We start from the raw sequence: 25650 nt of genomic DNA, 5'->3' as shown, positions 1-25650 counted from the left end.
CAAGGCTTTTCCCCGGAGGTTTGCGCCTCCATAAAGGCGACAAGCAATAAGACCAAGTGGAGAGCGTGTATGCCGAGCAAACTGGACCTGCGGATGGATGCGGCGCTCGCCGCGCTGACCGGCACAGGCGCGCCGCTGGCGCTGGGCACGGTCACGGTCGAAGGGATCGAGCTGCCGCTCATCACTGGCGTACCGCAGACGCTGCCGCCCTATTTCGCGCATTACTCCGCCGACCATGCCGACAAGACCTTCCTGGTCGCGGGCGACGAGCGGCTGACCTTCGCCACGGTCTACGCCGCGGCTACGCAGGTCGCGCGGGCGCTGGTCGCGACGCACGGCGTGCAGCCGGGCGACCGGATCGGCATCGCGATGCGCAATTCGCCGTCGTGGATCGTGCTGTACATGGGCATCGTCATGGCCGGCGGCGTGGGGACGCTGCTCAACGGCTGGTGGCAGTCCGAGGAGCTGGCTGCGGCGATGAGCGATGTCGAGTGCAGCCTGGTGTTCGCCGATCCGCCCCGCGCCAAGCGGCTGGCAGCGATCCCCGACCTCAAGACCGAGGTGGTGACAATCGACGATTTGCAGCCGTTGGCGGCCGCGCTCGCCGGCTTGACCAGAGCCGCCGATGCGACACTCCCCACCATCGCGCCGACCGATCCTGCGACGATCTTGTTCACCTCGGGCTCGACCGGCCAGTCGAAGGGCGCGATCAGCAATCATCGCGCGGTGACGCAAGCGGTGTATAATTATCTGGCGCAAGCGCTGGTGATGCTCGGTATCACCAGCGAGGACGGCAACCCGCCGGTCGGGCAGCCCGCGACCTTGCTCAACGTGCCGCTGTTCCACGTCACCGCCGAAGTGCCGGTGTTCCTGCAAAGCTTCGCGATGGGGCGCAAACTCGTGCTGATGCCGAAATGGGATGCCGAGGAAGCGATGCGGCTGATTCAGGCCGAGCAGGTCAGCTATTTTGTCGGCGTGCCGCTGATGAGTTTCGAGATTCTGACGCACCCCAAGCGCGGTGACTATGATTTGTCGAGCGTTACCGATTTTGCGGCGGGCGGTGCGCCGCGCCCGGTCGAGCATGTCCGCCGCATCGCCGAGGAAATGGGCGGGCCCAAGCCGCTGCTCGGCTATGGCCTGACCGAGACGAATGGCATCGGCTGCGGCAATTTCCGCGACAATTACCTCGCCAAGCCCAATTCGACCGGACGCGCGTCCTTTCCGCTGGTCGATCTCGCGATCCTCGACGGCGCGGGCAAGCCGGTGGCGCAAGGGGAGCGCGGCGAAGTGGCGATCCGCTCGGTCTGCAACTTCACCGAATATTACGGACGGCCCGATGCGACGGCATCTGCGTTCACGCCCGACCGCTATTTCCTGACCGGCGACATCGGCTATGTCGATTCGGGCGGGTATTTGTTCATCGTCGATCGCAAGAAGGACATCATCATCCGCGGTGGCGAGAATATCTCGTGCCAGGAAGTCGAGGCCGCGATCTACGAACATCCCGCCGTGGCCGAGGCCGCGGTGTTCGGGCTGGCCGACGAGCGCTTTGGCGAAGTGCCGGGCGCGGTGGTGCTGGCGCGCGAGGGCGCGGCGCTGACGACCGAGGAATTGTGTGCGTTCCTGTTCGCGCATATCGCGGCGTTCAAGGTGCCGCAGCGGATTTGGTTCGTGGACGAAGCGCTGCCGCGGCTGGGGACCGAGAAGATCGACAAGGTGTCGTTGCGCACGAAATACCGTGCGATCGCGGAAGCGGAGGCGGCGGTGCGATAGCAACCGGGTCCTCAATTCCGTTCGTGCGGAGCTTGTCGAACCATTGCTCTCCGCACGCGAGGCATCGCATGTGGCACCGGCCCTTCGACAGGCTAAGGACGAACGGGAGGGGGTAACCCTACCCCGCGTCGCGCGCGCTGCTGATCAGGAGTTTGTCGATCCGGCGGCCGTCGAGATCGACCACTTCGAACTTCCAGCCTTGTTCGACGAAGCTCTCGCCCTCGCCCGGCAAATGCCGGAATACCGCGAGCGCGAGGCCGGCGACGGTGGCATAATCGCGCTCCTCGGGCAGATCGATGCCGAGGCGTTCGGCGAGCGCATCGGCTGCCATATGGCCGGCGACCAGCAATGATCCGTCGTCCCGCGTCACGACCGTCGGCGCATCCGCAGGGTCGGCGTCGGAGACGAATTCGCCGGCAATCGCGGCGAGCAGATCTGCGGGCGTGACGATTCCTTCGAAATGGCCATATTCGTCATGGATCAGCGCCATCGGCACTTCGGCCTGGCGCAGCGCGTCGAGCGCGTCCATCGCGTCGATCTGATCGAGCACCACCGGGGCCTGACGCATCAGCTTTCGCAAGTCGAGCGGCTCGCCCTTGAACAAAGCGACGGCGATGTCGCGCGCCTGCACCACGCCGATGACAGTATCGACCGATCCTTCGGTGACCGGCAAGCGGCTGTGCGAAGCTTGCACCAGCGCCGCGCGGAGACCGGCATCGTCGAGCGTCGCGTCGATCCATTCGATGTCGGTGCGCGGCGTCATGACCTCGCGCACCGGGCGATCGGCGAGGCGGACGACACCCGAAATGATCGAGCGTTCATGTTCTTCGATCACGCCGGATTTGCTCGCTTCGGCGACGATCAGATGCAGTTCCTCGGCGGTGACATGCTCCTCGCTCTCGCGCTTCAGCCCCATCACGCGGAACAGCGCGCCGCTCGACGAATCGAGCAGCCACACGACCGGGGCGGCACCCCAGGCCAGCGCCATCAGCGGCCCCGCCATCGCCGCGGCGATCGGCTCGGGCGCACGCAGCGCAATCTGCTTGGGCACCAGCTCGCCGATCACCAGCGACAAATAGGTGGTAATGCCGATGACGAGCGCAAAGCCGATCGATTGGGTCACTTCGCTGCTCAGGTCAAGATATTGCATCCGTACCGCGACCGGCCCGCCCAGGCTTGCGCCCGAATAGGCACCCGCGAGAATGCCGATCAGCGTAATGCCGATCTGCGTGGTGGAGAGGAACTTGCCGGGGTCGGCGGCCAGCGCGATGGCCGCGCGGGCCCCGCGCTTGCCGGCGCGCGCCATCGCCTCCAACCGCGCCTTGCGCGACGAGACAATCGCCAGTTCGGACATGGCGAAAACGCCGTTCAACACGATCAGCGCGAAAATGATCGCGACGTCGATCCACGGGAAGGGGGGGAGCGGGTGCATGATGCTGCAGCTTCCTTCGCGCGATTCGGGTGATTTCACAACCGTCTCGTTACTTTCGGATACGTCGCGCGCGGCAGGTCAGCGCCGTGCGGCAAAGAAATCGCGCAGCAACGCGGCCGCTTGCCCTTCGCCAATGCCTGGAAACACTTCGGGTCGGTGGTGGATTGTCGGCTGGGCGAACAGCGCGGGGCCATGTTCCACGGCGCCACCTTTGGGATCGCTTGCGCCATAATAGAGGCGGGCGATGCGGGCGTGCGCGATCGCGCCGGCACACATGGCACAAGGTTCCAGCGTCACCCACAGGTCGCAATCGCTCAACCGGTCGGTGCCGAGCGCCACTGCCGCCGCGCGAATCGCCAGAATTTCGGCATGGGCCGTCGGATCATGCAAGGCGCGCGGCGCATTGGAGGAAATCGCGATGATTCGCCCGCCCCGCATTACGACGGCACCTACCGGCACTTCGCCCGCCGCTGCCGCCAGCGCGGCGGCATCGAGCGCAGCGCGCATCGGGGCGGGGAGTGGGATCACCGCGATCCCATGCCCCACCGCGTGCGAAACCGCCAGATCGTCGGCGCGATCGTGCGCCGGTGTTATTGGGCCGTGACGGTATTGCCATCCGCCCCGGTCGGCTTGGTCAGCGTGAGCGTTGGCACGGCGATTGTTTTGGTGGTGGTGCCGACGGTCGGCACTTCGACGGTCTTGTTGGTGGTGCCAAATTCGACCGTCGCCATGTTGGCGGTCACTTCGGGGGCTTTGCCGCCGTTGACGCTGACGCTTGGCAGCGACCCGGCCTTGGTATCGATCTTGAGCATGCCAAGCGATACAAGGGCGACGACAACAAGCGCGGCAAGGCCGACCAGGGCCAAAAGGAAACGCATGGGACTTCTCCTGTAGTGCCCAATCATCGGGGCAAATCGAATCGTTACCGTAACCAAACGCCGAGTCCGCGTGTTCGTTGCATGACAGAGACGTATTCGCGCCGCAACGCACACGTCGTAACGACCGCAGATGTTGACCTGCTGGATCGCTTTCGGTATGCGCCCCGCCTTCACGAGCTTCATTAAGAGCTCGATCATCGACTCAGGAATTCACGATGGCGCGCATTTGCGAACTGACCGGCAAGGGCCGGATGGTGGGAAACAACGTCTCCCACGCGAATAACAAGACCAAGCGCACGTTCCTGCCGAATCTGCAGAACGTCACGCTCATCTCGGACGCGCTCGGCACCAGCGTGAAGCTGCGCGTTTCGGCGCACGGGCTGCGTTCGGTCGAGCATGTCGGCGGGCTGGACAATTGGCTGGTCAAGACGACCAACGAAAAGCTCTCGCTGCGTGCGCGTCGCCTGAAGCGTGACGTTTCCAAGAAGCTGACCGCCGCGACTCAGGTCGCCGCTTAAGCGCTATTGCGTCCTGGCCTGCGTTGGCGGGGCCGGGGATAGCCTGAATTTCAGCAGCAGACTGCGCTGAACCGGGAGCTGGTTGTCGTCCGACACCAGCCAAATGATGGTCGCGCGCCCTTCGCGCGTGGCCGCGACCCCTTCGAAATTTTCGTGGATCAGCGGTGCCGCCAGCGTTGCGATATCGCGTCCGCGCACCGTCGCGCCGGGCTGCACCTGCGCCGGATCAACCACACTCAGCACGCTTGAAAAGCGCGCCCAGCTGAATCGCCGGTTGAGGATCAGCCAGCGCCCGTCGGGCAGCACGGTCATGTCGCTTGGATCATACCCCTTGGGGGGCAGGTAATTGAAGCGGAAGCCGCGGCGCGGGTGGAGCACCGGATCGCCGTAAAAGACGACGCCGCCACGCCCCTTTGCGCCGCGCCACGGCTCGCGCTCGCCGATCGTAACCATTCCGCCGCCTGGCAGCAGCGCCATCGCCTCAGGTCCGGCGTTTTCGGGCCAGCGGCGAATCACCGCCGGGCGGACGCGCGCCTGGGCATGCGCGAAGTCTGGAGCATAGCGCCACAAAGCATTGGCATTTTCGAACCCGACCCAGATCGCGCCGGTCTTCGCATCGACGCTCATCGATTCGCTGTCGCGACTCCGCTTGGACCAACCAGTGCCGGGTCCGTCGGGCACATCACCAAAGCTCGCCGCGCGCAAGTGCCAGTCGCGGCCCAGCGCGAACCGCACGATATTGCCGCCGTCGCTCAACAGCGTGAAGCGGTCGCCAGCGACGGCCAGCGAAGAGAAGCCGCCAAAGGCCGGGTCATGGCTCGAGAGCTTGACCCCGCCGAGCCAAACGAGATCGCCGACGCGGCGGCGGCGCGGATCGGCGCGGTCAAGCGCGACCGGAGTGGCGCGCACGTCTGCGACCGCGCCCAGCACCGGGCGATGGACCGGTCGCGACCCTTCGGGGACGAGCAAGAGCATGAGCAGGAGCGACCAGAATATCCGCATACCCCGCCCCTGCGGGAGGCGCGCACATCACGCAACCTTCGTCCGCGGCACAGGCATCGTGATGAACGGTGGCTAACAACCCCATTCAGCCTCGTCTCAGGGCGACTCGGCCATACGTCTGGCATCGGACACAGCCCAACCGGCCCGAACAGGAGACGTACCATGATGAAGAAGCTTACGCTCGCCGCCACCGCGATGGCCATGACCGCCGCCGGTTTGGCCGCAACGCCTGCTGCAGCGCAGCGCTACGATAATAGCCAGGCCTATGCCTATGACCAAGCGTATCAGGACGGCTACAATCGTCAGGACGACCGAGAGTATCGGCGCGATGACCGTCGCGATTACCGCGACGACCGTCGTTACGAACAGCCGCGTCAATATCGCCAATATCAAAACCAGTATCAGTATCAGGACCAATATCAGAACCGGCGCTATTACAGCCAATCCCACAACCGCTGCCGCAGCGACCAGGGAACAATCATTGGTGCGATTGCGGGCGGTTTGCTTGGCAACGTGATCGCCGGTCGGGGTGACCGGACGTTGGGCACAGTGCTGGGCGCGGGCGGTGGTGCGCTGGCCGGCCGCGCGATCCAGCGGGATGGGTGCCGGTAAGGGCACCGGGGCGGCACTGTCCGCCCCGGCGCTCGCGAAAGCGAGCAGCGCCCCTACCGGACGGCGGGTCGCCCTAGCGAGCCCGTCCGACGGCGGCTTTGCCGACCGGCGCTGAACAGTTCCTGAGTTACCCCCGTGTTGCGTAGCCGGGGGGCGGGGTCGGCCTTTCCTCGAGAAGGCCGACCCCGTTTTGCGTGCGGTGGGGTGAAGACGGCAAAGCCGTTGCCCGGATCAGTGCGCTGCCGCGTCCGCCGGCCGTGCCGGGCGCTCGCGCGGCGCGCGACCGGGGCGGACGTGGCCGCCCTTGCGCCGGTCAGTACATATGCTGCCCGCCATTGATCGACAGCGTCGATCCCGTCACGAACCCGCCCGAATCGCAGCACAGGAAGGTGACCGCACGCGCGATTTCGCCAGCCTGGCCCAGCCGCCCGACCGGAATCTTCGCGACGATCTTCTCCAGCACGTCGGCCGGGACCGCCGCGACCATGTCGGTGTCGATATAGCCCGGCGCGATCGCGTTGACGGTCACGTTGAACTTCGCGCCTTCCTGCGCCAGCGCCTTGGTGAAGCCGTGAATGCCCGATTTGGCGGCGGCGTAATTGACCTGGCCATATTGACCGGCCTGCCCGTTGATCGAGCCGATATTGACGATCCGCCCCCATTTGCGGCTGCGCATGCCGGGGAACACCGCCTTGGCCATGTTGAAACACCCGCCAAGATTGGTGTCGATCACCTCTTTCCAATCCTGATAGCTCATCTTCAGGATCGTACCGTCGCGCGTGATGCCGGCATTGTTGACGACGATATCGACCTCACCATGTTCGGCGGCGACCTTGGCGCAGCCCTCCTGGCAGGCATCAAAATTGCCGACATCCCATTTGTAGGCGGCGATGCCGGTGCGCGCGGTAAACGCCTGCGCGCGGGCGTCGTCGCCCGCATAGGTCGCAGCGACAGTGACGCCGGTCTCCTGCAGTGCAAGGCTGATCGCCTCGCCAATGCCGCGCGTTCCCCCGGTTACGATTGCGACGCGTGCCATCTGTCTCTCCTCGTTGGATCTTGTGTCCAACGCCGACGCTAGGCGGGCGCGACCCAGCCTTCAAGTTCCCTTGTGAGTAAAGCACGCAACATGGCGATTCCGATATCGCTGTCGTTGAGGCAAGGAATATACGCGAAGTGCGTACCGCCCTTTTCCTCGAAGCTCTCGCGCCCGCGAATCGCCAGTTCTTCGAGCGTCTCAAGGCAATCGGCCGAGAAACCGGGGGCGAAGATCGCGATCTTGGTGATGCCCTTTTCCGGCAATTCCTCGAGCGTGGTGTCGGTCGCCGGGTCGAGCCATTTGGCGCGGCCGAAGCGCGACTGAAACGACACGACCAGCGGCTTGCCAAGCCGTTCGCCAAGCAAGCGCCCGGTCTTCTGGCAATGGCAATGATAGGGATCGCCGAGCTCGAGCGTGCGCTGCGGCATGCCGTGGAAGCTCGCGACGATCGCTTGCGGCTCGAAATCGAGCTTCGCCACCGCCGCCTCGATCGATTCGGCGAGCGCGTCGATATAGGCCGGGTCGTCATAATAAGGCGGCAGCGTCCGGATCGCGGGCTGCCAGCGCATTTTAGCGAGCGTTTCGAACACCTTGTCGTTGGCGGTCGCGGTCGTCGCCCCGCAATATTGCGGATAGAGCGGCGCGATCAGGATGCGGTCGCATCCGGCATCCTTTAGCGCCTGCACGCGCTCGGCGATCGAGGGCTTGCCATAGCGCATCGCCCAATCGACCATCACGCCCGGCCCGAACGCGCCCTGCAAGGCGGTATTCTGCGCCTTGGTGATCGCGGCGAGCGGGGAGCCGTCGTCGCTCCACACTTGCGCATAGGCCTCGGCCGATTTGGCGGGGCGGGTGTTGAGGATGATGCCGCGCAGGATCGGCTGCCACAGGATCGCCGGGATTTCGACGACGCGCTTGTCCGACAGGAATTCGAGCAGATAGCGCTTCACCGATTTCACGTCGGGGCCGTCGGGCGTGCCGAGATTGGTCAGCAGCACGCCGACTTTGCGCAGGCGGACCGGCGGATGCTCGGGCGGGAGCAGCGCGGGCGGGAGGGCAGGCGGAAGAACAGGCGGCATCAGACGGTTCCGGGAACGAGCGGCAGGCGCCGCAAGCGTCCCCCCGTAGCGGCTTGCAGCGCGTTGGCAATCGCCGGTGCAACGGGCGGCACGGCAAGTTCGCTTACCCCCCCGGGTTCGGCCTCGCTCGGGATCAGTTCGACCGTGATGTCGGGGGTGTCGGCCAGACGCGGCAGGCCGAGTGCGCCGAAGCTGCGCGCTTGCGCCAAATTGGCCGTGAAGCCGGTGGTGCCGCCAATCGCGGCGGCCATGCCGAACAGCAGCCCGCCTTCAATCTGTTGTTTGACGATGTCGGGATTGACCTGCCGCCCGCAATCGACCGCCGCGACGATCCGGTCGACGCTGACCGCTTGTCCTTCGCCGATATGCGCCTCGACCAGCACCGCGATGTGGCTGCCGCGAAAGCTGTGGCAAGCGATGCCCTGACCGCTGCCCGCGACGCCGCCCTCCCATCCGCCGAGCGAGGCGACGGTCGACAGGCAGCGCGCGAGCCGCGCATCGCCGCCGAGCATGCCGATTCGGAACGACAGCGCTTCGATCCCCGCGACATGCGCGAGTTCATCGAGGAAACATTCGGTGAAGAACGCGGTGTAGCTGTGTGCGCCCGATCGCCAATGCCCGGTCGGCACGCCGATGTCGGCGGGGTGGTGATCGACCGCATAGGCCGGAATGCGATAGACGGGCTTCGCGCCCGCCACCGCATAGCGATCACCCGAGGGCGCGAGCGCCAGTGCGGCGCTGGAGCCGCCGTCGTGCGCCAGCAGCCGTCGTGCGAGCTGCTGCCCGGTGGCGGGCGCGGCGATCTTGGCCAGCCAGCCGAGGATTTGCCCGTTCGCCCCGAGCCGCGCCGCCATCCGCGCGCGCGCGGACGGACGGAAGCGATCGTGCAACAAATCCTCGGCGCGGCTCCACACCAATTGCACCGGGCGGTTCAACTTTGCGGCCAGCACCGCGGCTTGCGCTGCGCACTGCGTTTCGAGATTCGCGCCGAACGATCCGCCGATCAGCATCGGGTGGACCAGCACCGCGTCTTCGGCGATGCCGATCGCGGCGGCGGCGGCGGCGCGCGCGAGACCGGGCGCTTGGGTGGGGAGCCACAGGGTGAGGCGGCCGTCGCGCAACTGCGCGGTCGCGGCCATCGTCTCGATCGCGGCGTGCGGCGCAAGACCAACCCGATACTCCGCGGTGATTAGCTTGGCACCCTTGAACGCTGCCGACAGGTCGCCGGCCTTCGCGATTCGCGTGCCCGGTCCATCGAGCGCGGTGTTGAGCGCGCGGTCGATGCTGGCATCGTCGACCACGCCCCCGCGCGTTTCGAAGCGCGGCGCCATCGCGTCGAGCGCCTTGTTCGCCGCCCACCAGCTGATGCCGACCGCCGCGACCCACTGGTCGTTGGTGACGACCTGCAGCACGCCGCGAATCCGGTCCGCCGCCGCGCGATCGACCCGCACCAATGTGCTGTCGCCGACCGGGCCCTGGCGGATGCTGGCGAAGAGCATGTCGGGCAAGCGCACGTCGCCCGCGAAATTGGCTGATCCATCGACCTTTGACGGCGCATCGAGCCGTGGCAGCGACTGGCCGTAGAGCCGGTTGTCGGTATCGCCGCGTAAGGGGAGCGGGCCGGGCAGCGCGCCGCCGCCAAAATCGCGCGCGGCTTCCGCCGCCAGTTCGGCGAAGCGCAGCCGGTCCTTACCATGCACGACGAAGCCGTCGATCGCGCCGCACGTTTGCCAATCGACTTTCCAGCGCCTGGCCGCCGCCTTGCACAACAGCGTCCGCGCCGCCGCGCCCGCGGCGCGGAGCGGTTCTTCGAAGCTCCGCACCGAGCTCGATCCGCCGGTAAACATCAACCCGATCTGCACGGCATGGGCATCCCGCCAGCCTTTGAACAGCGCGTCATCGCCGCCTTCGAACAGTTCTTCTGCACCGAACGGATTGGCGTAAAGCGGGTTGAGCGGGGCCGGCTCGACCGCGACCGTGCGCCAGTCCGCGCCGAGTTCGTCGGCGATGATTTGCGGCAGCGTGGTATAAACGCCCTGGCCATGTTCGGCCTGCGGCACCGCGACCGTGACATGGCCGTCATTGCCGATCTTGAGCCACGCGCCGAACAGCGTCTCTCCCTGGTCGGCGGTGAGATTGGGCAAATAACGCCGTGGCCACAGGCCCCACGCGACGACCAGGCCGATCCCGGCGCCACCGCCGATCAGCAGCGTACGGCGGTCGATCCGGGGAAGCGAGCGGTCTGGCATCCTGCTGCTGTATCGCGGGTGTGGAGGCGACGAAAGGGCCGCGGGTCTATCCGCCCAAATTGCCAAACGCGGCTTCATAGCCGGCAGTGTCGCCGGCGGCGAGCAGCTTGGCCTGCTCGATCCAGCGATCGCGCGCCATGCGGCCCTGGAACGAGCCGAGCTTGGCGTCGAGCTCGGCCGCTGTCCCCGGGCTAAGCGCCGCGATTTGTTCGACGCGGGTGATGCCAAGGTCGGCAAGCGTGGCGGCGAGCTTGGGGCCGAGGCCCTTGATCCGGGTCAGCTCGGTTGCGGCCGGCGGTTCGACTGCGGGGGCGTCCGCCACAGGTTCGATCGGGACGTCGCTGACCGCGCCATCGCTTGAGATTGCGGTCGGCTCTGTGGTTGCGCCATGCGCTTCGGCAATCGCGAAATCCTCGGCCATTCGCTTCTGCGCGGCGGCATTGCGGCGGCGCAGCACCGTTCCCCACCAAATCCCGACGATGGCGAGAATGGCCAGCACCAGCATCAGCGCGACATGGGTGATCGTGATCGGCACCATCATGTCGACGGCCTGGTTCGGGTTTTGCGGGCTAGCGGCCATGGACATGCTCCTGAATCTACGACCCGATTAGCGTAAAGCGTCAGCCCGCGTCGCGTGCAATCTCGCGTCCGTGCGCATTGCGCATAATTTCACGGTAGCCAATGTCGTTGCGGTAGAATCCGCCGGGAAAATCGATCGCCGCGAGCGCGCGATACGCATCGGCTTGCGCATCGGCGATCGTCGGCCCGCAAGCGGTGACCGCTAGCACGCGCCCGCCCGATGCGACGATCTGACCGCCTTCCAGGCGTGTGCCGGCCTGAAAAACCGTCGCGCCTTTGGCTTCGGCTTCGGCGATTCCAGTAAGGATAGCACCGGCCTCGGGCGTGCCGGGATAGCCCTTGGCCGCGATCACCACCGTGAGCGCGGTCGCGTCGCGCCACTTGGCCGGACCGCGCGTCCCCAGCGTGCCCGTCGCCACCGCGAGCAGGATATCGAGCAAATCCTCGTCGAGCCGCGCCATCAGCACCTGACATTCGGGGTCGCCGAAGCGGGCGTTATATTCGATCAGCTTGGGGCCATCGGCGGTCAGCATCAGCCCGGCATAGAGCACGCCCGAAAACGGCGTCCCCGCAGCCGCCATGGCCGCCACCGTCGGGCGGACGATTTCGTCGAGTGCGCGCGCCTCCAGTTCGGGTGTGAGGACGCGCGCCGGGCTGTAGGCGCCCATCCCGCCGGTGTTCGGCCCGGTATCGCCGTCGCCGACGCGCTTGTGATCCTGCGCGGTGCCGAATGGCAGGATGGCGGTGCCGTCGGTCAGCACGAACAGGCTGACTTCCTCGCCTTCCAGAAATTCCTCAATCACCGCTTCGCCACCACGCAGGCCGAACAGGTCGGCCAGCGCGCCCTCGGCTTCCTCGCGCGTCGTGGCGACGGTCACGCCCTTGCCTGCGGCGAGGCCGTCGGCCTTGATCACGACCGGCACGCCGAATTTGTCGAGCGCGGCGCGTGCCTGGGCGCGGCTGGTGGCGTGGACATAACCTGCGGTCGGAATGCCCGCGCGGTCGCACACTGCTTTGGTAAAGGCCTTCGATCCTTCGAGCTGCGCGGCGGCCTTGTCGGGTCCGAATACCGCGATGCCGGCTGCGCGAACGCTATCGCCAAGGCCATCGACCAACGGCGCTTCGGGGCCGATGATGACGAGTTCGACCGCTTCTGCCGCGCAAAACGCAACCACGGCGGCATGATCGGACACGTCGAGCGCGACGATCTGCGCATGCGCCGCAATGCCCGGATTGCCGGGCGCAGCGAACAGTGTACCGAGGCGCGACGATTGCGCCAGCTTCCACGCGAGCGCATGTTCGCGACCACCCGAACCGATCAGCAGGACATTCAATGGCGGACCCTCAAAGCGACGTGTTGTTCGATGCAGCAGCGCGCCTGCTAGCCGACAGCGCGCCTGACGACAACGTAAGCCCCGGTAATTCGGTGATGGGCGTCGGCGAGCTCGCCAACAAATTGAAGCGCGTGGTTGAGAGCGAATTTGGCCATGTCCGGCTGCGCGGCGAGATTTCGGGCTATAAGCGCGTTGCCTCGGGCCATGCCTATCTCAGCCTGAAGGACGAAAATGCCGTTATCGACGGCGTGATCTGGAAGGGCAATGTCGCGCAATTGGGCTTCACCCCGCAGGACGGGGCGGAGGTGATCGCGACCGGCAAGGTCACCACCTATCCGGGCCGCTCCAAATATCAGATCGTGATCGATCGCATGGAATTGGCGGGCGAAGGCGCGCTGATGGCTTTGCTCGAAAAGTTGAAGGCCAAGCTGGCGGGGGAGGGGCTGTTCGCGGCCTCGATCAAGCAGCGCTTGCCATTCCTGCCCGCGCGGATCGGCGTGGTCACCTCGCCGACGGGCGCGGTGATCCGTGACATTCTGCACCGGCTCGAGGATCGCTGCCCAACGCATGTGCTGGTGTGGCCGGTCAAGGTGCAGGGCGCTGGCTCCGCCGCGGAGATCGCCGCTGCGGTGCGCGGGTTCGATGCGATGCCGCCGGAGACGCGCCCCGATCTCGTCATCGTCGCGCGCGGCGGCGGCTCGATCGAGGACCTATGGGCGTTCAACGAGGAAGTCGTCGTCCGCGCGATCGCGGCGTGCCGCATCCCGATCATCTCGGCGGTCGGGCATGAGACCGACACCACGCTCGCCGATTTCGCCGCCGATCTGCGCGCGCCGACGCCGACCGCGGCGGCGGAAATGGCGGTGCCGGTGCTCGCCGATTTGCGCCTGACGCTGGGCGGCTATGGCCAGCGCAGCGAGAAATGCGTGCGGCGCTATCACCAGCGCGGGCGCGAACGGCTCGACGCGCTGGTGCGTGTGCTGCCGCGCCGCGACGCCTTGCTCGGGCCGCAGCGGCAGCGCGCCGACGATCTCGGCGCGCGGCTCGACCGCGGGTTAGAGCGGCGCGTGGGCGTCGCGCGTGGGCAGCTCGATCGCTCAAGCGCGGCGCTGCGGCTGTCGACGCTGGAGCGCCAGCTCGAACGCGCGCGGGACCGGGTAAAGGCGACATGGCGGCTGGTCGAAACGCTCGGGCCGAACGCGATCCTCGATCGCGGCTACGCCTTCGTTTCGGCGCGGCCCTCCGGCGCGGTGGTCGGATCCGCCGAGGCGGCGCGCGGTGCGGGCGCGGTCACGCTGCATTTCCGCGACGGGCAAGTCGATGCGAAGGTTGAGCGCAGCGTCGGCAAAGCTTATGATGCAGTCAAACCCGACCAACCAACCCTTTTGTAGCGAGCGCGTCTTATGCTGATGTCCAACACCGATCGCGCAGCGCGGCTCCATTTCATGGCGAACGGTTTTCGCGTGCTCAGCCCGGGCGACCATGTTGTCTGCGCGACATCGGGCGTGCGGATCGCGCTCGACGATTTGCGCTATTGGAGCGTCGCGCGGCAGGAGGCCTATGCGACGCCCGCGCTGGCGACGGCGGCGATGAGCGGATGAAACGGGCCGGGGGGCGCTTGCGCGTGGCACGCTGGACGATCGGCCTTGCCGCGCTGATCGCGCTGGGCAGCTGCACCACCGCGCCCGAAATCCGCCAAGTGCAACCGCTCCCGCCCGCGCCGATCGCGCGCAAGCCGACCGTTCAGCCGCGCCAGGCGCCGGTGCGCGACAGTTTCAGCTATTCCGGATCGATGATCCAGGGCGGCATCGTCATCGGCATTGCGCCCGCTGGCACCAGCTTGCTCAGCTTCAACGGCGTGGATGTGCCAGTCGCCGCCGATGGCCGGTTCCTGATCGGGTTCGACCGCGACGCCGCGCCGACCGCGACGCTTGTCGCGACGCTCGACGATGCGCGGCGGGTGCGCGATACGCTGACGATCGCGCCGCGCGGCTGGGATGTGTCGCGGCTCGACAGCCTGCCCAAAATCCCGCTGCCGCAGCCCGATTTCGATCGGCTTCGCCCCGCCGAACTCGCGCAGATCAACGCCGCGCGTCGCATCCAGTCGGATTCGCAAGGCTGGCGGCAACCGTTCCTGTGGCCGACGACGGGGCGGATTTCGACGCTGTTCGGGTCGCAGCGCATTTACAAGAATAACGAGGCGGGATCGTATCATTCGGGGCTCGATGTTGCGAAACCGACCGGATCGGTGATCCTCGCGCCTGCCGATGGCGTGGTGATCCTGGCGGCGGACCATCCCTTCACGCTGGAGGGCAATTTGCTGATGATCGATCACGGCGCCGGGCTCAACACCGCCTTCCTGCATCTTTCGCGGATCGACGTGCACGTGGGGCAGCGCGTGCTGCGCGGCCAGCCGGTCGCTTTGTCGGGCATGACCGGGCGCGCGACGGGGCCGCATCTCCACTGGAGCCTCAAGTGGCGCGACGCCAAGATCGACCCGCTGCTGGTCGCCGGACCGATGCCACGCGCCGAGTAAATGGTTCGTTTCGATGATGTTACGATTTGTGTCTTTTCAGTGACAGCCTCATTCTAAAGTACCGGAACGCGCGCCGCTGCGGGTTTACAGCCATCCGCAGCGGAGTCATTCAGCCGCCATGTCTCGGGGGGCCGAGCATGCGTTTATGCGTCGGATCACGAGACTTGCCACTCCGCGGCACTGCTTCGAAAGCGGTGCGCGCGTCACGCAAGGAACCACATGTGACCCGAATGACCTCGACCATCCGCAAGCCCGTTTTGTTGTCCGGTGCCGCCACAGGCGCGCTGCTGCTCGCGCTGAGCGCAGCGCCCGCGTTCGCGCAGGACCAGGCGCAGGCCGGCGCGACCGCCGCCACCAGCGCGGCACCGGTCAACCCGAAGGCGCAAGCCGCCGATCAAAGCGACCAGGGCAGCGATATCGTCGTTACGGGCACGCTGTTCCGTCGTCTCAATACCGAAACCGCCTCGCCGATCACGGTGCTGACCAGCGAAAATCTGCAGCGCGCGGGCATCACCAATGTCGCCGATGCGGTCCGCTCGATTTCGGCTGATAACTCGGGGTCGATCCCGACGGCGTTTGCCGCGGGCTTCGGTTCGGGTTCGGCAGCGGTCTCGCTGCGCGGGCTCAGCGTCAACTCGACGCTTGTGCTCATCGACGGTGTCCGCACCGTCAATTATCCCTATGCCGATGACGGCCAGCGCGCCTTTGTCGACTTGAACTCGATCCCCAAGAGCACGATCGACCGGATCGAAGTGCTCAAGGACGGCGCGTCGGCAACATATGGCGCGGATGCGATCGGCGGCGTGGTCAACATCATCACGCGCAAGGAAATCCAGGGGTTCGAAGGCACGGTCGAGGCCGGTGTTTCGCAGCGCGGCGACGGCGGCGAGCGCCGCGCGACGCTGACCGCTGGTTATGGCGATCTGAAGGTGCAGGGCTTCAACGTCTATATCAACGGCGAATATGAGAAGGACAATCTCATCTCGGTCGCCGATCGCGGCTTCCCGTACAACACGGCCGATCTGACCTCGATCGGCGGCCTGAACAACAACAGCGCGTCGCTGGGTGCGTTTGGCAACCGGTCGGCAGCGATCGCAGCGGTGGTGCGGCCTGCAACCTATACGCCCGGCAATATCTATTCGGGTGTCGCGGTGCCGGGTGCGCTGACCCAAGTCCTGAACCCGGCTGGATGCGTGACCGGCACGATCACGCGCAACGATGCAACCGGCGCCTATTGCGAGCAGAACACGACGCAATATGGCACGATCGCGCCCGAGCAGGAGCGCTATGGCGCGACGATCCACGGCACGCTGCAAGTCGGCGACCGGGCGCAGGCCTATGTGACCGGAACTTACTATCACAGCCGCGTCTTCTCGACAGCGGCGCCGTTCACGATCCGTCAGCGTAACCCGATCAACAGCACCAACATCGTGCTTCCGGCCCTGCTCGCCAACGGTCAGCTCAACCCGCAAAACCCCTACGCGGCATCGGGTCTCGGCGCGCAGATCTCCTACGCGTTCGGTGATCTGCCGCAGACATCGACGACCGAGAATGACGTGTACCGCGTCGCCGCCGGCATTGCCGGCAAGTTTGGCGACGATTGGGCCTATTCGCTCGATGCTAGCTATGCGCGCAGCGATCTGGTCGGCACCAACACCGGCTATATCAACATTGCCGGGCTGACCAACGCGATCAACACCGGCAGCTACAACTTCATCAACCCGTCGCAGAACAGCCAGGCGGTGCGCGATCAGGTTTCGCCAACCCAGTCGAACTCGGCCAAGGGGCAGCTGTATTTCCTGCAAGGCTCGCTGACCAAGAGCTTCTTCGAGCTTCCCGGGGGTCCGCTCCAGGTCGGCATCGGCGGATCGGTGCGGCGCGAGGAGCTGAACAACCCCAATGCCAATGCCAACAATGCGTTCCTCGGCCTCAACGCCGTCACCGCATCGGGCAAGCGTACGGTTTCGGCGGGCTATTTCGAGATTTCGGCCCCCGTGCTGAAGTCGGTCGAGCTGGGTGCTGCCGGTCGTTTCGATCATTATTCGGACGGGTTCAGCAAATTCTCGCCCAAGGCGACGATCAAGTTTACGCCGATCCGGTCGCTTGCGCTGCGCGCGACCTATACGCAGGGCTTCCGTGCACCGAGCTTTGCCGAATCGCAGAATGGCGCGGTGATCGGCTATACTTCGGCCACCCCGCCCGCCGCCGTCGTCGCGGCGCACGGCAACAACGCCTATGTCCAGAGCTATTCGCTCGGCTATAACAGCGCATCGAACCCGAACCTGAAGCCCGAAAAGTCGCGCAGCTTCACCGGCGGCGCGATCTTCCAGCCGACGCGCTGGCTGTCGGTCACGGCGGATTACTATAACATCAAGAAGACCGATGTGATCTCGGGCGGTCCGCTCGCGGGCACGGCGATCGCCAATTACTATGCCGGAACGGCGCTGCCGGCCGGCTACACCGTGACGCTGGACGATCCCGATCCATTGTTCCCCAACGCGATTCGCAAGGTGCTGATCGTCAATTCGCCTTATGCCAATGCGTCGTCGCTGCAGACCTCGGGGATCGACGTGTCGGTCCAGGCCGATTTCAAGTTCGGTGGCGGCAACCGCTTTACCAGCCGGCTCGAAGGCACCGAAATCCTGACCTATGATTTCGATCCGGGCGATGGCATCATCGACAGCTATGTCGGCACGCAAGCGCCGTATGTTCTGTCCTCGGGTGCGGGTACGCCACGCTGGCGTGCCAATTGGATGAACAGCATGCAGGTCGGTGCCACCACGCTGACGGCAACCGCTTATTACACCAGCGGTTACAAGAACGTCGCGGTCGACCAGAGCGGCCACGGGGCCAACACCTGCGCCGACAATCTCTACGGCACGGGCGATGTGTTCTGCCGGACCAAGGGCTTCTTCACGCTCGATCTGGTCGGTCAGTTCAAGGTCAACGACAAGTTCACCTTCTACCTGAACGCGGTGAATTTGCTCGACGCCTCGGCGCCGATCAACCCGGCCAATTATGCGGCGGTCAATTACAACCCGACCTGGACGCAGCAGGGTATCGTCGGCCGCACCTTCCGCGGCGGCGCGAACTTCAAGTTCTAAGAGGTACCAAGCGAGGGCCTGAGAAGGGGCGGTTCCGGCAACGGAGCCGCCCCTTTTTCGTGTGCGGTCACACGACCTGCAGTTCGAGCTTTCCGTCGCCCTCATCGACCCTCACCGTCGCGCCGCCCAGCACCGTGCCGCGCAGGATCAAATCGGCGAGCGGGTCCTGCAGATAGCGCTGCACCGCGCGCTTGAGCGGCCGCGCGCCATAGACCGGATCATAGCCGACCCGCCCGAGCCACGCGCGCGCGGCGTCGGTCAGTTCGAGCCCGACCTTGCGCTCGTCGAGCAGCCTGGCGATGCGCGCGACCTGGATGTCGACAATCGGTGCCATCTCGGCCTGGCCGAGCCGGTGGAACAGCACGATCTCGTCGAGCCGGTTGAGGAATTCCGGGCGGAAATGGCCGCGCACGATTTCCATCACTTGCGGCTCGACGGTCGAGACGTCCTCGCCCTCGCCCAGCGTCGTCAGCACCTGGCTGCCGAGATTGGAGGTCAGCACGATGATCGTGTTTGTGAAGTCGACCGTGCGGCCCTGGCCGTCGGTCAGCCGCCCATCGTCGAGCACTTGCAACAGGATGTTGAAGACGTCCGAATGCGCCTTCTCGACCTCGTCGAACAGCACCACCTGATACGGCCGCCGCCGCACCGCTTCGGTCAGTACGCCGCCTTCCTCATAGCCGACATAGCCCGGCGGCGCGCCGATCAGCCGCGCGACGGCGTGCTTTTCCATGAACTCGCTCATGTCGATGCGGACCATTGCGGTCGGATCATCGAACAGGAATTCGGCGAGCGCCTTGGTCAGTTCGGTTTTGCCAACGCCGGTTGGCCCTAGGAACAGGAACGAGCCGAGCGGGCGATTGGGGTCCTGCAAGCCCGCGCGCGCGCGGCGCACGGCGGTCGAGACGGCGCGGATCGCATTTTGCTGGCCGATCACGCGCTTGCCGATCGTCGCTTCCATCGCGAGCAATTTGTCGCGCTCGCCCTCAAGCATCCGCTCGACCGGAATGCCGGTCCAGCGCGCGACGACGCCGGCAATGTCTTCGCCGGTCACTTCCTCGCGCAGCATCGCGCCCTTGGTAGCGCCCGCTGCCGCGTCCAATTGCCGCTGCAAGTCGGGGATGCGCCCGTAGGAGAGCTCGCCCGCCTTGGCGAGATCGCCCGCGCGTTGCGCCTGCTCCAGTTCCAGCCGCGCTGCGTCGAGTTGCTCTTTCAGCTTCGCCTCGGCCGAGATCTTGTCTTTCTCGCCTTGCCAGCGCGTGGTCAATTCGGCCGATTGTTGCTCCAGATTAGCGAGTTCGCCTTCGAGCGTGACCAGCCGGTCCTGCGACGCGGCATCGGTCTCGCGCTTCAACGCTTCGCGCTCGATCTTCAACTGGATGATGCGGCGGTCGAGGATTTCGATTTCCTCGGGCTTGCTCTCGACTTCCATGCGGATGCGCGACGCGGCCTCGTCCATCAAATCGATCGCTTTGTCGGGCAGGAAGCGGTCGGTGATGTAGCGGTGCGACAGCGTCGCCGCCGCGACGATCGCGGCATCGGTGATGCGCACCCCGTGGTGGAGCTCGTATTTTTCCTTCAATCCGCGCAGGATCGAGATCGTGTCGGGAACGGTCGGCTCACCGACGAACACCGGCTGGAAGCGGCGCTGGAGGGCGGCGTCCTTCTCGACATATTTGCGATACTCATCGAGCGTGGTTGCGCCGACGCAGTGCAGCTCGCCGCGCGCGAGTGCGGGTTTGAGCAGATTGCCCGCATCCATCGCGCCTTCGGATTTTCCGGCGCCAATCAGCTGATGCATCTCGTCGATGAACAGGACGATGTCGCCTTCAGCGGCCTTTACTTCGTCGAGTACGCCCTTCAAGCGCTCCTCGAACTCGCCGCGATATTTCGCGCCCGCGATCAGGCTGCCCATGTCGAGCGACATGAGCCGCCGTCCTTTCAGCGTATCGGGCACGTCGCCATTGGCGATGCGCAAGGCCAGCCCCTCGGCGATTGCGGTCTTGCCGACGCCGGGTTCGCCGATCAGCACCGGATTGTTCTTGGTTCGCCTTGCGAGAATCTGGATCGTGCGGCGGATTTCCTCGTCGCGGCCGATCACGGGGTCGAGCTTGCCGTCGCGCGCCGCTTGCGTGAGATCGCGCGCGAATTTTTTCAGCGCGTCGAACTTGTCTTCCGCGCCTGCGCTATCGGCGACGCGACCGTTGCGGACTTGCTCGATCGCTGTGTTGAGCGCTTCAGGGGTGACGCCTGCGGTCTTCAACGCCTTGCCCGCCACCGTGTTGAGCGACAGCGCGAGCGCCACCAGCAACCGCTCGACGGTCACGAAACTGTCGCCCGATTTGGTCGCGATCTGGTCCGCCTGGTCGAGCATGCGCACGGTATCGTTGTCGAGGCCGGGGGTTTGCTGCGCGCCGCCGCCGCTCACCGCCGGGATTTTCGACAGCGCGAGGTCGGTCTCGCTGAGCGCGCGCTTGGCGTCGCCCCCGGCTGCGGCGATCAGGCCCGACGCCATGCCCTGCTCATCCTCGAGCAGCGCCTTCAAAATGTGTTCGGGCGCGATCCGCTGATGGCTCATCCGGATCGCGACGGTTTGCGCCGATTGCAGAAAGCCCTTGGCGCGATCGGTGAATTTTTCGATGTTCATGGTGGAAGTGTCCCTCCTTCGTTGCAGCGGATGTAGTGTTGCATATGTGCAACACAAGGGTCGGGACGCGTTCGATTCCCGCTGTAATGTTTCGGACGCAAATCCATCATCCGTAAGTCTCGGATTTTACGCATTGTTGCAACGCAGCATCGGTAGGCGCTGGGCCGGGACACAGGGAGTGGTGTCGCCACATCCACAAATGGGGTTCATATCATGCACCGTTCTGCCTTCTGCCTGCTTGCCGGCGTCGCTTTGTCCTGGCCGCTTGCCGCCTCGGCGCGCGATCTGCCGACCCCGCCTGCTCCCGCTCCCGACGCCGCGCCCGTTGCCGAGACGGCCGACAGCGATATCATCATCGTCGGCAAGGGCCAGACGCGGCAAGTGCAGCAACTCGACCAGGCCGACATTGCGATCCTGACGCCGGGCACCAGCCCGCTCAAGGCGATCGCCAAGCTCCCCAGCGTCAACTTCCAGTCGGCCGACGCCTTCGGTGCCTATGAATGGTCGGAGCGCGTTTCGATCCGCAGCTTCAACCAGAATCAGATCGGCTTCACGCTCGACGGTATCCCGCTCGGCGACGGGTCGTATGGCAACACCAACGGCCTCCACATCAGCCGCGCGATCTCCTCGGAGAATGTCGGCCAGACGATCGTCTCGCAAGGCGCGGGCGCGATCGGCACGCAGGCGACCAATAATCTTGGCGGCACGATCGAATTCCGCTCGTCCGATCCGACCGCGAAATTCGGCGTTCAGGCGAACGGCACCTATGGCAGCAACGATACCTATCGCACGTTCCTGCGGCTCGACACCGGCGTGTTGGGCGACAATGGCCCGGCGGCCTATGTCTCCTATGGCTATCTGACCACGGGCAAGTGGAAGGGGTTCGGCAAGCAAAAGCAGAACCAGGTCAATGCGAAATTCACGGCACCCTTGTCGCCGGCGGTCCGCTTGGTCGGCACGTTCAACTTCTCGGATCGGCGCGAGCAGGATTATCAGGATCTGTCGCTCAACCAGATCAGCCGCCTCGGCCTCAACAATGACAATGTCTCGAACAATTTCCCGCTCGCCGTGCAGATCGCCGATGTCGCTAACAATATCGACACGCGCAATAACACGACCGGCGCGCTTGGAGCCGATGGCTTCTCCGATGTGACCGGCAATCGCCCGACCAACCCTGCCGCGGGCACAGTCTATCCCGCTCCTTACGGTGCGACGGGCACGGTCGACGATTCCTATTTCGACGCCTCGGGTCTGCGGCAGGATTATCTCGCGTCGTTCGGCGTCGAGACGCGCAAGGGTTCGGCGATTCACGGCGAACTCAAGGCCTATTACCATTCCAACCACGGCCAGGGCACGTGGTTCACGCCGTATGTTCCCTCACCCTCGGGCGTGCCAATTTCGGTGCGCACCACCGAATATGACATTCGCCGCAAGGGCGTGTTCGGATCGATCGGCACCGATCTCGGCATGTTCGGTGATGTGACCGTCGGCGGCTGGTACGAACGCAACGATTTCCGCCAAGCGCGGCGCTTCTACGCGCTCGACAGCCGGACGGTGCCGACCCGCAGCGCGCTCCAACTGCAGGACCTCCCCTTCTTCACGCAGCGCTATGGCAAGTACACGACTGACACGCTGCAATATTATGTGCAGGACAAGCTCACGTTCGGCGCGTTGACGGTCGATCTTGGCTGGAAGGGTTTCCAAGTCAAGAACAAGGCCAGCCAGATCGTTGTGAGTGATACCGCGGTCGGGTCGATCGACGCGACCGACTGGTTCCAGCCGCATGCGGGCGTTGCGTATAAGCTGAGCAATTCGGCCGAGCTCTTCGCCGACTTCACCGAATCGAAGCGTGCCTTCGTCTCGGCCTGGACCAACGGTCCGTTCTCGACCGGTCAGAATGGGTTCAACGCGCTGATCTCGACCAACAAGCTGAAGCCCGAGCAGTCGGACACGTTCGAAGGTGGTGCGCGCTTCAAGAGCGGTCGCTTCAACGGTTCGCTCGTCGGTTATTATGTCGACTTCAGCAACCGCATCCTCGGCACCACGGTTGGTGCCGGGATTGTCGGCAATCTCGCGACGCTCGCCAATGTCGGCTCGGTCCGCTCCTACGGGCTCGAAGCGGCGGCCGAAGTGAAGCTGCCATACGGCTTCGGGATCTTCGCATCTTACGCCTATAACGACTCGACGTACCGCAACGATGTGCCGGTCGCAGGCGGCACGCCGATCGCGATCAAGGGCAAGACCACGGTTGACAGCCCGAAGAACCTCGCCAAGGCCGAGTTGACCTATGCCGGTTCGGTGTTCTTTGGGCGCATCGGCGGAAATTATATGAGCCGCCGCTACTTCACCTACACCAATGACCAGTCGGTGCCGGGGCGCGTGATCGTCGATGCCACGATCGGGGCGCACGTGACGATCGCCGATCGCAAGTTCGAAATTCAGGGCAATGCGACCAATCTGTTCGATAAGAAGTATATCGCGACGATCGGATCGAACGGCTTTGGCTATGCCGGCGACAATCAGACGTTGCTGGCGGGTGCTCCGGCGCAGTTCTTCGTCACGCTCAAGGCTGGCTTCTGATCCGGTGACGGTGCCCCCGGTCGGGGTGGCACCGTCACAAGCCGCTCGCACACCGCGCGGCCCCGCGCTACAGCTCTGCCAAACAATAAAAGGTTGGGGTGGATGCGGGGCTGGTTTGGGCGTGGAATAGCTGGGTTGGCGCTGGTCGTGGCGCTGGCCGCGATCGGCCTTGCGGTGTGGGAGCCGCTGGCGGCGAGCGCGGTCACTCCGCCTCCGGCCCATATCTATAACAGCGTCATCGCGCGCGATGGCTACGGCGTGCCGCACATCTTCGGCAAGACCGATCCCGATGTCGCCTACGGCGTGGCCTATGCCCATGCCGAGGATGATTTCGCGACGCTGCAAGAGGCGGTCGCGATGGCGCGCGGGCGCTTGGGCGCGATGTCTGGAGCCGACGGGGCCAAGGTCGATTACACGCTCGCCTTGCTCGGCGCGCGCGAGACCGCGCACCGCGATTATGACAAGCAACCTGCCGACGTCCGTGCTTTACTCGATGCCTATGCCAGCGGCCTCAACGCCTATGCCCGCCGTCATCCAGGCGAGGTGCGGCTGTCGAAACTGTTCCCCGCCAATGGCGAGGATATCGCCACCGGCTTTGTCCTACGGACGCCCTTCTTTTTCGGGCTCGACCAGACTTTGGGCGCGCTGACCGGCGACAAGCCGCTGCCGCGCGAGGATGCGGGCGCGGTGCCCGACAGCCCCGATCCGACCGCGCTGCCCGCCACGGGTGAGGCGATGCCTAATGGCTCCAACGCGTTCGTCGTCGCGCCGAAGCGCTCGGCCGATGGTTTCACGCGCGTCGTTTCGAATTCGCATCAGCCATGGCAAGGCCCGGTCGCCTGGTACGAACTGAGCGTGCAATCGGGCACCGGCTGGCACTTTTCGGGTGCGACCTTTCCCGGCGTGCCGTTCCCGGTGCTGGGGCATAATGAGACGCTGGGCTGGACCAATACGGTCAACCGACCCGATTTGACCGATGTCTACAAGCTCGTGACCAATGCCGATGGCACGCAATACCGCTTCGACGGGAAGTGGCTGCCGCTGCAGACGCAGCGCGTGTGGCTCAAGGTCGCGTTCGGGCCGTTCGTGTTGCCGATCCCCAAAATGGCGTATCGCGCGGTGCAGGGGCCGGTGGTGGTCAACAAAAGCGGGGCGTTCGCGATCCGCTACGCCGGGGCGGATCAGCTCCGCATGGTCGAGGAATATTACCGCCTGACGCGCGCGCGCGCCTTCGCCGAATGGCAGAAAGCGCTGGCGATCCAGGGCGTGCCTGCGACCAATTTCCTCTACGGCGATGCGCAGGGCAACATCGCCTATGTCTATAATGCGAGTTTCCCCAACCGGAAGCCGGGGTTTGATTACAAGCATGTCCTGCCGGGCGACACGTCGCGCGATCTGATGGCGGGGACGGTGCCGTTTGCGCAAGTTCCCAAGAACGTGAATCCAGCCTCGGGCTATCTCGTCAACGCCAACAACACGCCGTTCCAGGCGGCAGGGGCAGGCTCGGAACTCAAACCGGCGGACTATTCGCCGCTGCTCGGGATCGAGACCGACACCACCAATCGCGGCACGCGTGCGGTCGAGTTGATGGGGCAGCACCCGTCAATCTCGGCGGCCGATCTCGACCGGATCAAATTCGATACCGGCGTCAGCCGGCTGAGTTGGGCGGCGCGCTGGTATAATGATGTCGCTGCGATCGACCCCAAAGGCGATGTGCAACTGACCAAGGCGGTGGCGTTGCTAAGAGCCTGGAACTGGGATTTCGACGGCAAGCATGGCGGGCAAGCGCTCGCCGCGATCCTGCTGCGGACCGGCCAGAAATGGCATTATCAGCGCCGACCCGAACTCGATCCGCGCGATGCGCTGGCGAAGGCGGCGGCGTATCTGCAGACGCATTTCGGCACGCTCGATCCGCCGCTCGGCACTGTGCTCAGGCTGCGGCACGGCGCCCCGGACAAAAATGGGGTGGATCTCCCGCTCGACGGCGCGCCCGACGTGCTGCGCGCCGCCTCGACCTGGACCGAGGCGGATGACGGGCGACTGGTCGTCAATCACGGCGACAGCTTCATCATGTTTATGGAATGGGACAAAAAAGGCCGCGTCGCGTCACGCTCGGTCCAGCCGTACGGCGCGGCGACGACGCGGCCGGGATCACCGCATTATAGCGATCAGGCGGCGTTGTTCGTCGCGCACAAGACCAAGCCGGTGCACTTCTGGCGCGAGGATCTGCGGCGGAATGTCGAGCGGGTGTATCGGCCTTAAAATCCTCCCCCGCTGCGCGGGGGAGGAAT

19 protein-coding genes are annotated in these 25650 nt (G+C 65.3%); 9 read left to right on the top strand and 10 right to left on the bottom strand.

Annotation, left to right across the window (positions count from 1 at the left end; translation table 11 throughout):
- The first annotated feature begins 69 nt into the window (after window positions 1-69).
- The gene (locus IEV62_RS13050) at window positions 70-1773 is read left to right on the top strand and encodes a class I adenylate-forming enzyme family protein (protein ID WP_188448166.1); all 1704 of its coding nucleotides are present in this window, start codon (window positions 70-72) and stop codon (window positions 1771-1773) included.
- Window positions 1774-1891: 118 nt separating this feature from the next.
- Here the strand turns inward: IEV62_RS13050 and IEV62_RS13045 are convergent, their stop codons facing one another.
- From IEV62_RS13045 to IEV62_RS13035, 3 genes are all read right to left on the bottom strand, one after another.
- A complete protein-coding gene (locus IEV62_RS13045; protein WP_188448164.1) occupies window positions 1892-3205 on the bottom strand; it encodes a hemolysin family protein in 1314 nt (437 codons plus the stop codon).
- Between the two features lie 78 nt (window positions 3206-3283).
- The gene (locus tag IEV62_RS13040; protein WP_188448200.1) at window positions 3284-3712 is read right to left on the bottom strand and encodes a nucleoside deaminase; all 429 of its coding nucleotides are present in this window, start codon (window positions 3710-3712) and stop codon (window positions 3284-3286) included.
- A gap of 83 nt (window positions 3713-3795) precedes the next feature.
- Entirely contained in the window at window positions 3796-4083 is a 288-nt protein-coding gene (locus IEV62_RS13035) for a hypothetical protein (protein WP_188448162.1), read from the bottom strand.
- Window positions 4084-4298: 215 nt separating this feature from the next.
- Between IEV62_RS13035 and rpmB the strand changes: the two genes are divergently transcribed.
- Entirely contained in the window at window positions 4299-4601 is a 303-nt protein-coding gene (gene rpmB / locus IEV62_RS13030; protein ID WP_188448160.1) for a 50S ribosomal protein L28, read from the top strand.
- Window positions 4602-4604: 3 nt separating this feature from the next.
- Here rpmB and IEV62_RS13025 read toward each other — a convergent pair whose 3' ends face one another.
- Window positions 4605-5603, bottom strand: a complete 999-nt coding sequence (locus tag IEV62_RS13025; protein ID WP_188448158.1) for an esterase-like activity of phytase family protein — start codon at window positions 5601-5603, stop codon at window positions 4605-4607.
- Window positions 5604-5765: 162 nt separating this feature from the next.
- Between IEV62_RS13025 and IEV62_RS13020 the strand changes: the two genes are divergently transcribed.
- Entirely contained in the window at window positions 5766-6215 is a 450-nt protein-coding gene (locus IEV62_RS13020) for a glycine zipper 2TM domain-containing protein (protein WP_188448156.1), read from the top strand.
- A gap of 313 nt (window positions 6216-6528) precedes the next feature.
- Here IEV62_RS13020 and phbB read toward each other — a convergent pair whose 3' ends face one another.
- Genes phbB through purD form a run of 5 tightly spaced genes read right to left on the bottom strand, consistent with a single transcriptional unit; the run spans window position 6529 to window position 12492 of the window.
- A complete protein-coding gene (gene phbB / locus IEV62_RS13015; RefSeq protein WP_188448154.1) occupies window positions 6529-7251 on the bottom strand; it encodes an acetoacetyl-CoA reductase in 723 nt (240 codons plus the stop codon).
- A gap of 38 nt (window positions 7252-7289) precedes the next feature.
- A complete protein-coding gene (gene hemH / locus IEV62_RS13010; protein ID WP_188448152.1) occupies window positions 7290-8330 on the bottom strand; it encodes a ferrochelatase in 1041 nt (346 codons plus the stop codon).
- Window positions 8330-10579, bottom strand: coding sequence for a xanthine dehydrogenase family protein molybdopterin-binding subunit (locus IEV62_RS13005; protein WP_188448150.1), 2250 nt, complete (start codon window positions 10577-10579; stop codon window positions 8330-8332). Before IEV62_RS13005 ends, hemH begins: the two co-directional genes overlap by 1 nt.
- Window positions 10580-10625: 46 nt before the next feature.
- Entirely contained in the window at window positions 10626-11159 is a 534-nt protein-coding gene (locus IEV62_RS13000) for a helix-hairpin-helix domain-containing protein (RefSeq protein WP_188448148.1), read from the bottom strand.
- 40 nt (window positions 11160-11199) lie between these two features.
- Window positions 11200-12492 carry a phosphoribosylamine--glycine ligase gene (gene purD / locus IEV62_RS12995; protein ID WP_188448146.1) on the bottom strand — a complete coding sequence of 431 codons (1293 nt, stop codon included), beginning with the start codon at window positions 12490-12492 and terminating at the stop codon, window positions 11200-11202.
- On the opposite strand from purD, the gene xseA reads away from it, so the two are divergent.
- The 4 genes from xseA (at window position 12492) to IEV62_RS12975 (ending at window position 18132) form a co-directional block, all read left to right on the top strand.
- Entirely contained in the window at window positions 12492-13883 is a 1392-nt protein-coding gene (xseA, locus tag IEV62_RS12990; protein WP_188448144.1) for an exodeoxyribonuclease VII large subunit, read from the top strand. The genes purD and xseA overlap by 1 nt on opposite strands.
- Before the next feature lie 12 nt (window positions 13884-13895).
- A complete protein-coding gene (locus IEV62_RS12985) occupies window positions 13896-14093 on the top strand; it encodes a DUF2093 domain-containing protein (protein WP_188448142.1) in 198 nt (65 codons plus the stop codon).
- Complete coding sequence (locus tag IEV62_RS12980; RefSeq protein ID WP_229733114.1) at window positions 14090-15028, top strand: M23 family metallopeptidase; 939 nt, start codon at window positions 14090-14092, stop codon at window positions 15026-15028. The genes IEV62_RS12985 and IEV62_RS12980 overlap by 4 nt, the downstream gene beginning before the upstream one ends.
- Before the next feature lie 230 nt (window positions 15029-15258).
- On the top strand, window positions 15259-18132 hold the full coding sequence (locus tag IEV62_RS12975; protein ID WP_188448141.1) for a TonB-dependent receptor plug domain-containing protein: 2874 nt from the start codon (window positions 15259-15261) through the stop codon (window positions 18130-18132).
- Between the two features lie 67 nt (window positions 18133-18199).
- Here IEV62_RS12975 and clpB read toward each other — a convergent pair whose 3' ends face one another.
- The gene (clpB, locus tag IEV62_RS12970) at window positions 18200-20779 is read right to left on the bottom strand and encodes an ATP-dependent chaperone ClpB (protein WP_188448139.1); all 2580 of its coding nucleotides are present in this window, start codon (window positions 20777-20779) and stop codon (window positions 18200-18202) included.
- Between the two features lie 213 nt (window positions 20780-20992).
- On the opposite strand from clpB, the gene IEV62_RS12965 reads away from it, so the two are divergent.
- On the top strand, window positions 20993-23359 hold the full coding sequence (locus tag IEV62_RS12965) for a TonB-dependent receptor (protein WP_188448137.1): 2367 nt from the start codon (window positions 20993-20995) through the stop codon (window positions 23357-23359).
- Between the two features lie 102 nt (window positions 23360-23461).
- Window positions 23462-25621 carry a penicillin acylase family protein gene (locus IEV62_RS12960; protein WP_188448135.1) on the top strand — a complete coding sequence of 720 codons (2160 nt, stop codon included), beginning with the start codon at window positions 23462-23464 and terminating at the stop codon, window positions 25619-25621.
- Window positions 25622-25650: the final 29 nt, after the last annotated feature.

This window comes from Sphingomonas psychrolutea, from assembly GCF_014636175.1.
Lineage (GTDB): Bacteria > Pseudomonadota > Alphaproteobacteria > Sphingomonadales > Sphingomonadaceae > Sphingomonas > Sphingomonas psychrolutea.
Note: the sequence above shows the minus strand (reverse complement) of the source record. Positions and strands in the feature narration are given on the sequence as shown.

Bases quoted from the DNA above. Each gene is read 5' to 3' on its own strand.
- IEV62_RS13050 (WP_188448166.1), top strand. From the start codon at position 70: ATGCCGAGCAAACTGGACCTGCGGATGGATGCGGCGCTCGCCGCGCTG.
- IEV62_RS13045 (WP_188448164.1), bottom strand. From the start codon at position 3,205: ATGCACCCGCTCCCCCCCTTCCCGTGGATCGACGTCGCGATCATTTTC.
- IEV62_RS13040 (WP_188448200.1), bottom strand. From the start codon at position 3,712: ATGCGCGCTGCGCTCGATGCCGCCGCGCTGGCGGCAGCGGCGGGCGAA.
- IEV62_RS13035 (WP_188448162.1), bottom strand. From the start codon at position 4,083: ATGCGTTTCCTTTTGGCCCTGGTCGGCCTTGCCGCGCTTGTTGTCGTC.
- rpmB (WP_188448160.1), top strand. From the start codon at position 4,299: ATGGCGCGCATTTGCGAACTGACCGGCAAGGGCCGGATGGTGGGAAAC.
- IEV62_RS13025 (WP_188448158.1), bottom strand. From the start codon at position 5,603: ATGCGGATATTCTGGTCGCTCCTGCTCATGCTCTTGCTCGTCCCCGAA.
- IEV62_RS13020 (WP_188448156.1), top strand. From the start codon at position 5,766: ATGATGAAGAAGCTTACGCTCGCCGCCACCGCGATGGCCATGACCGCC.
- phbB (WP_188448154.1), bottom strand. From the start codon at position 7,251: ATGGCACGCGTCGCAATCGTAACCGGGGGAACGCGCGGCATTGGCGAG.
- hemH (WP_188448152.1), bottom strand. From the start codon at position 8,330: ATGCCGCCTGTTCTTCCGCCTGCCCTCCCGCCCGCGCTGCTCCCGCCC.
- IEV62_RS13005 (WP_188448150.1), bottom strand. From the start codon at position 10,579: ATGCCAGACCGCTCGCTTCCCCGGATCGACCGCCGTACGCTGCTGATC.
- IEV62_RS13000 (WP_188448148.1), bottom strand. From the start codon at position 11,159: ATGGCCGCTAGCCCGCAAAACCCGAACCAGGCCGTCGACATGATGGTG.
- xseA (WP_188448144.1), top strand. From the start codon at position 12,492: ATGGCGGACCCTCAAAGCGACGTGTTGTTCGATGCAGCAGCGCGCCTG.
- IEV62_RS12985 (WP_188448142.1), top strand. From the start codon at position 13,896: ATGCTGATGTCCAACACCGATCGCGCAGCGCGGCTCCATTTCATGGCG.
- IEV62_RS12980 (WP_229733114.1), top strand. From the start codon at position 14,090: ATGAAACGGGCCGGGGGGCGCTTGCGCGTGGCACGCTGGACGATCGGC.
- IEV62_RS12975 (WP_188448141.1), top strand. From the start codon at position 15,259: ATGACCTCGACCATCCGCAAGCCCGTTTTGTTGTCCGGTGCCGCCACA.
- clpB (WP_188448139.1), bottom strand. From the start codon at position 20,779: ATGAACATCGAAAAATTCACCGATCGCGCCAAGGGCTTTCTGCAATCG.
- IEV62_RS12965 (WP_188448137.1), top strand. From the start codon at position 20,993: ATGCACCGTTCTGCCTTCTGCCTGCTTGCCGGCGTCGCTTTGTCCTGG.
- IEV62_RS12960 (WP_188448135.1), top strand. From the start codon at position 23,462: ATGCGGGGCTGGTTTGGGCGTGGAATAGCTGGGTTGGCGCTGGTCGTG.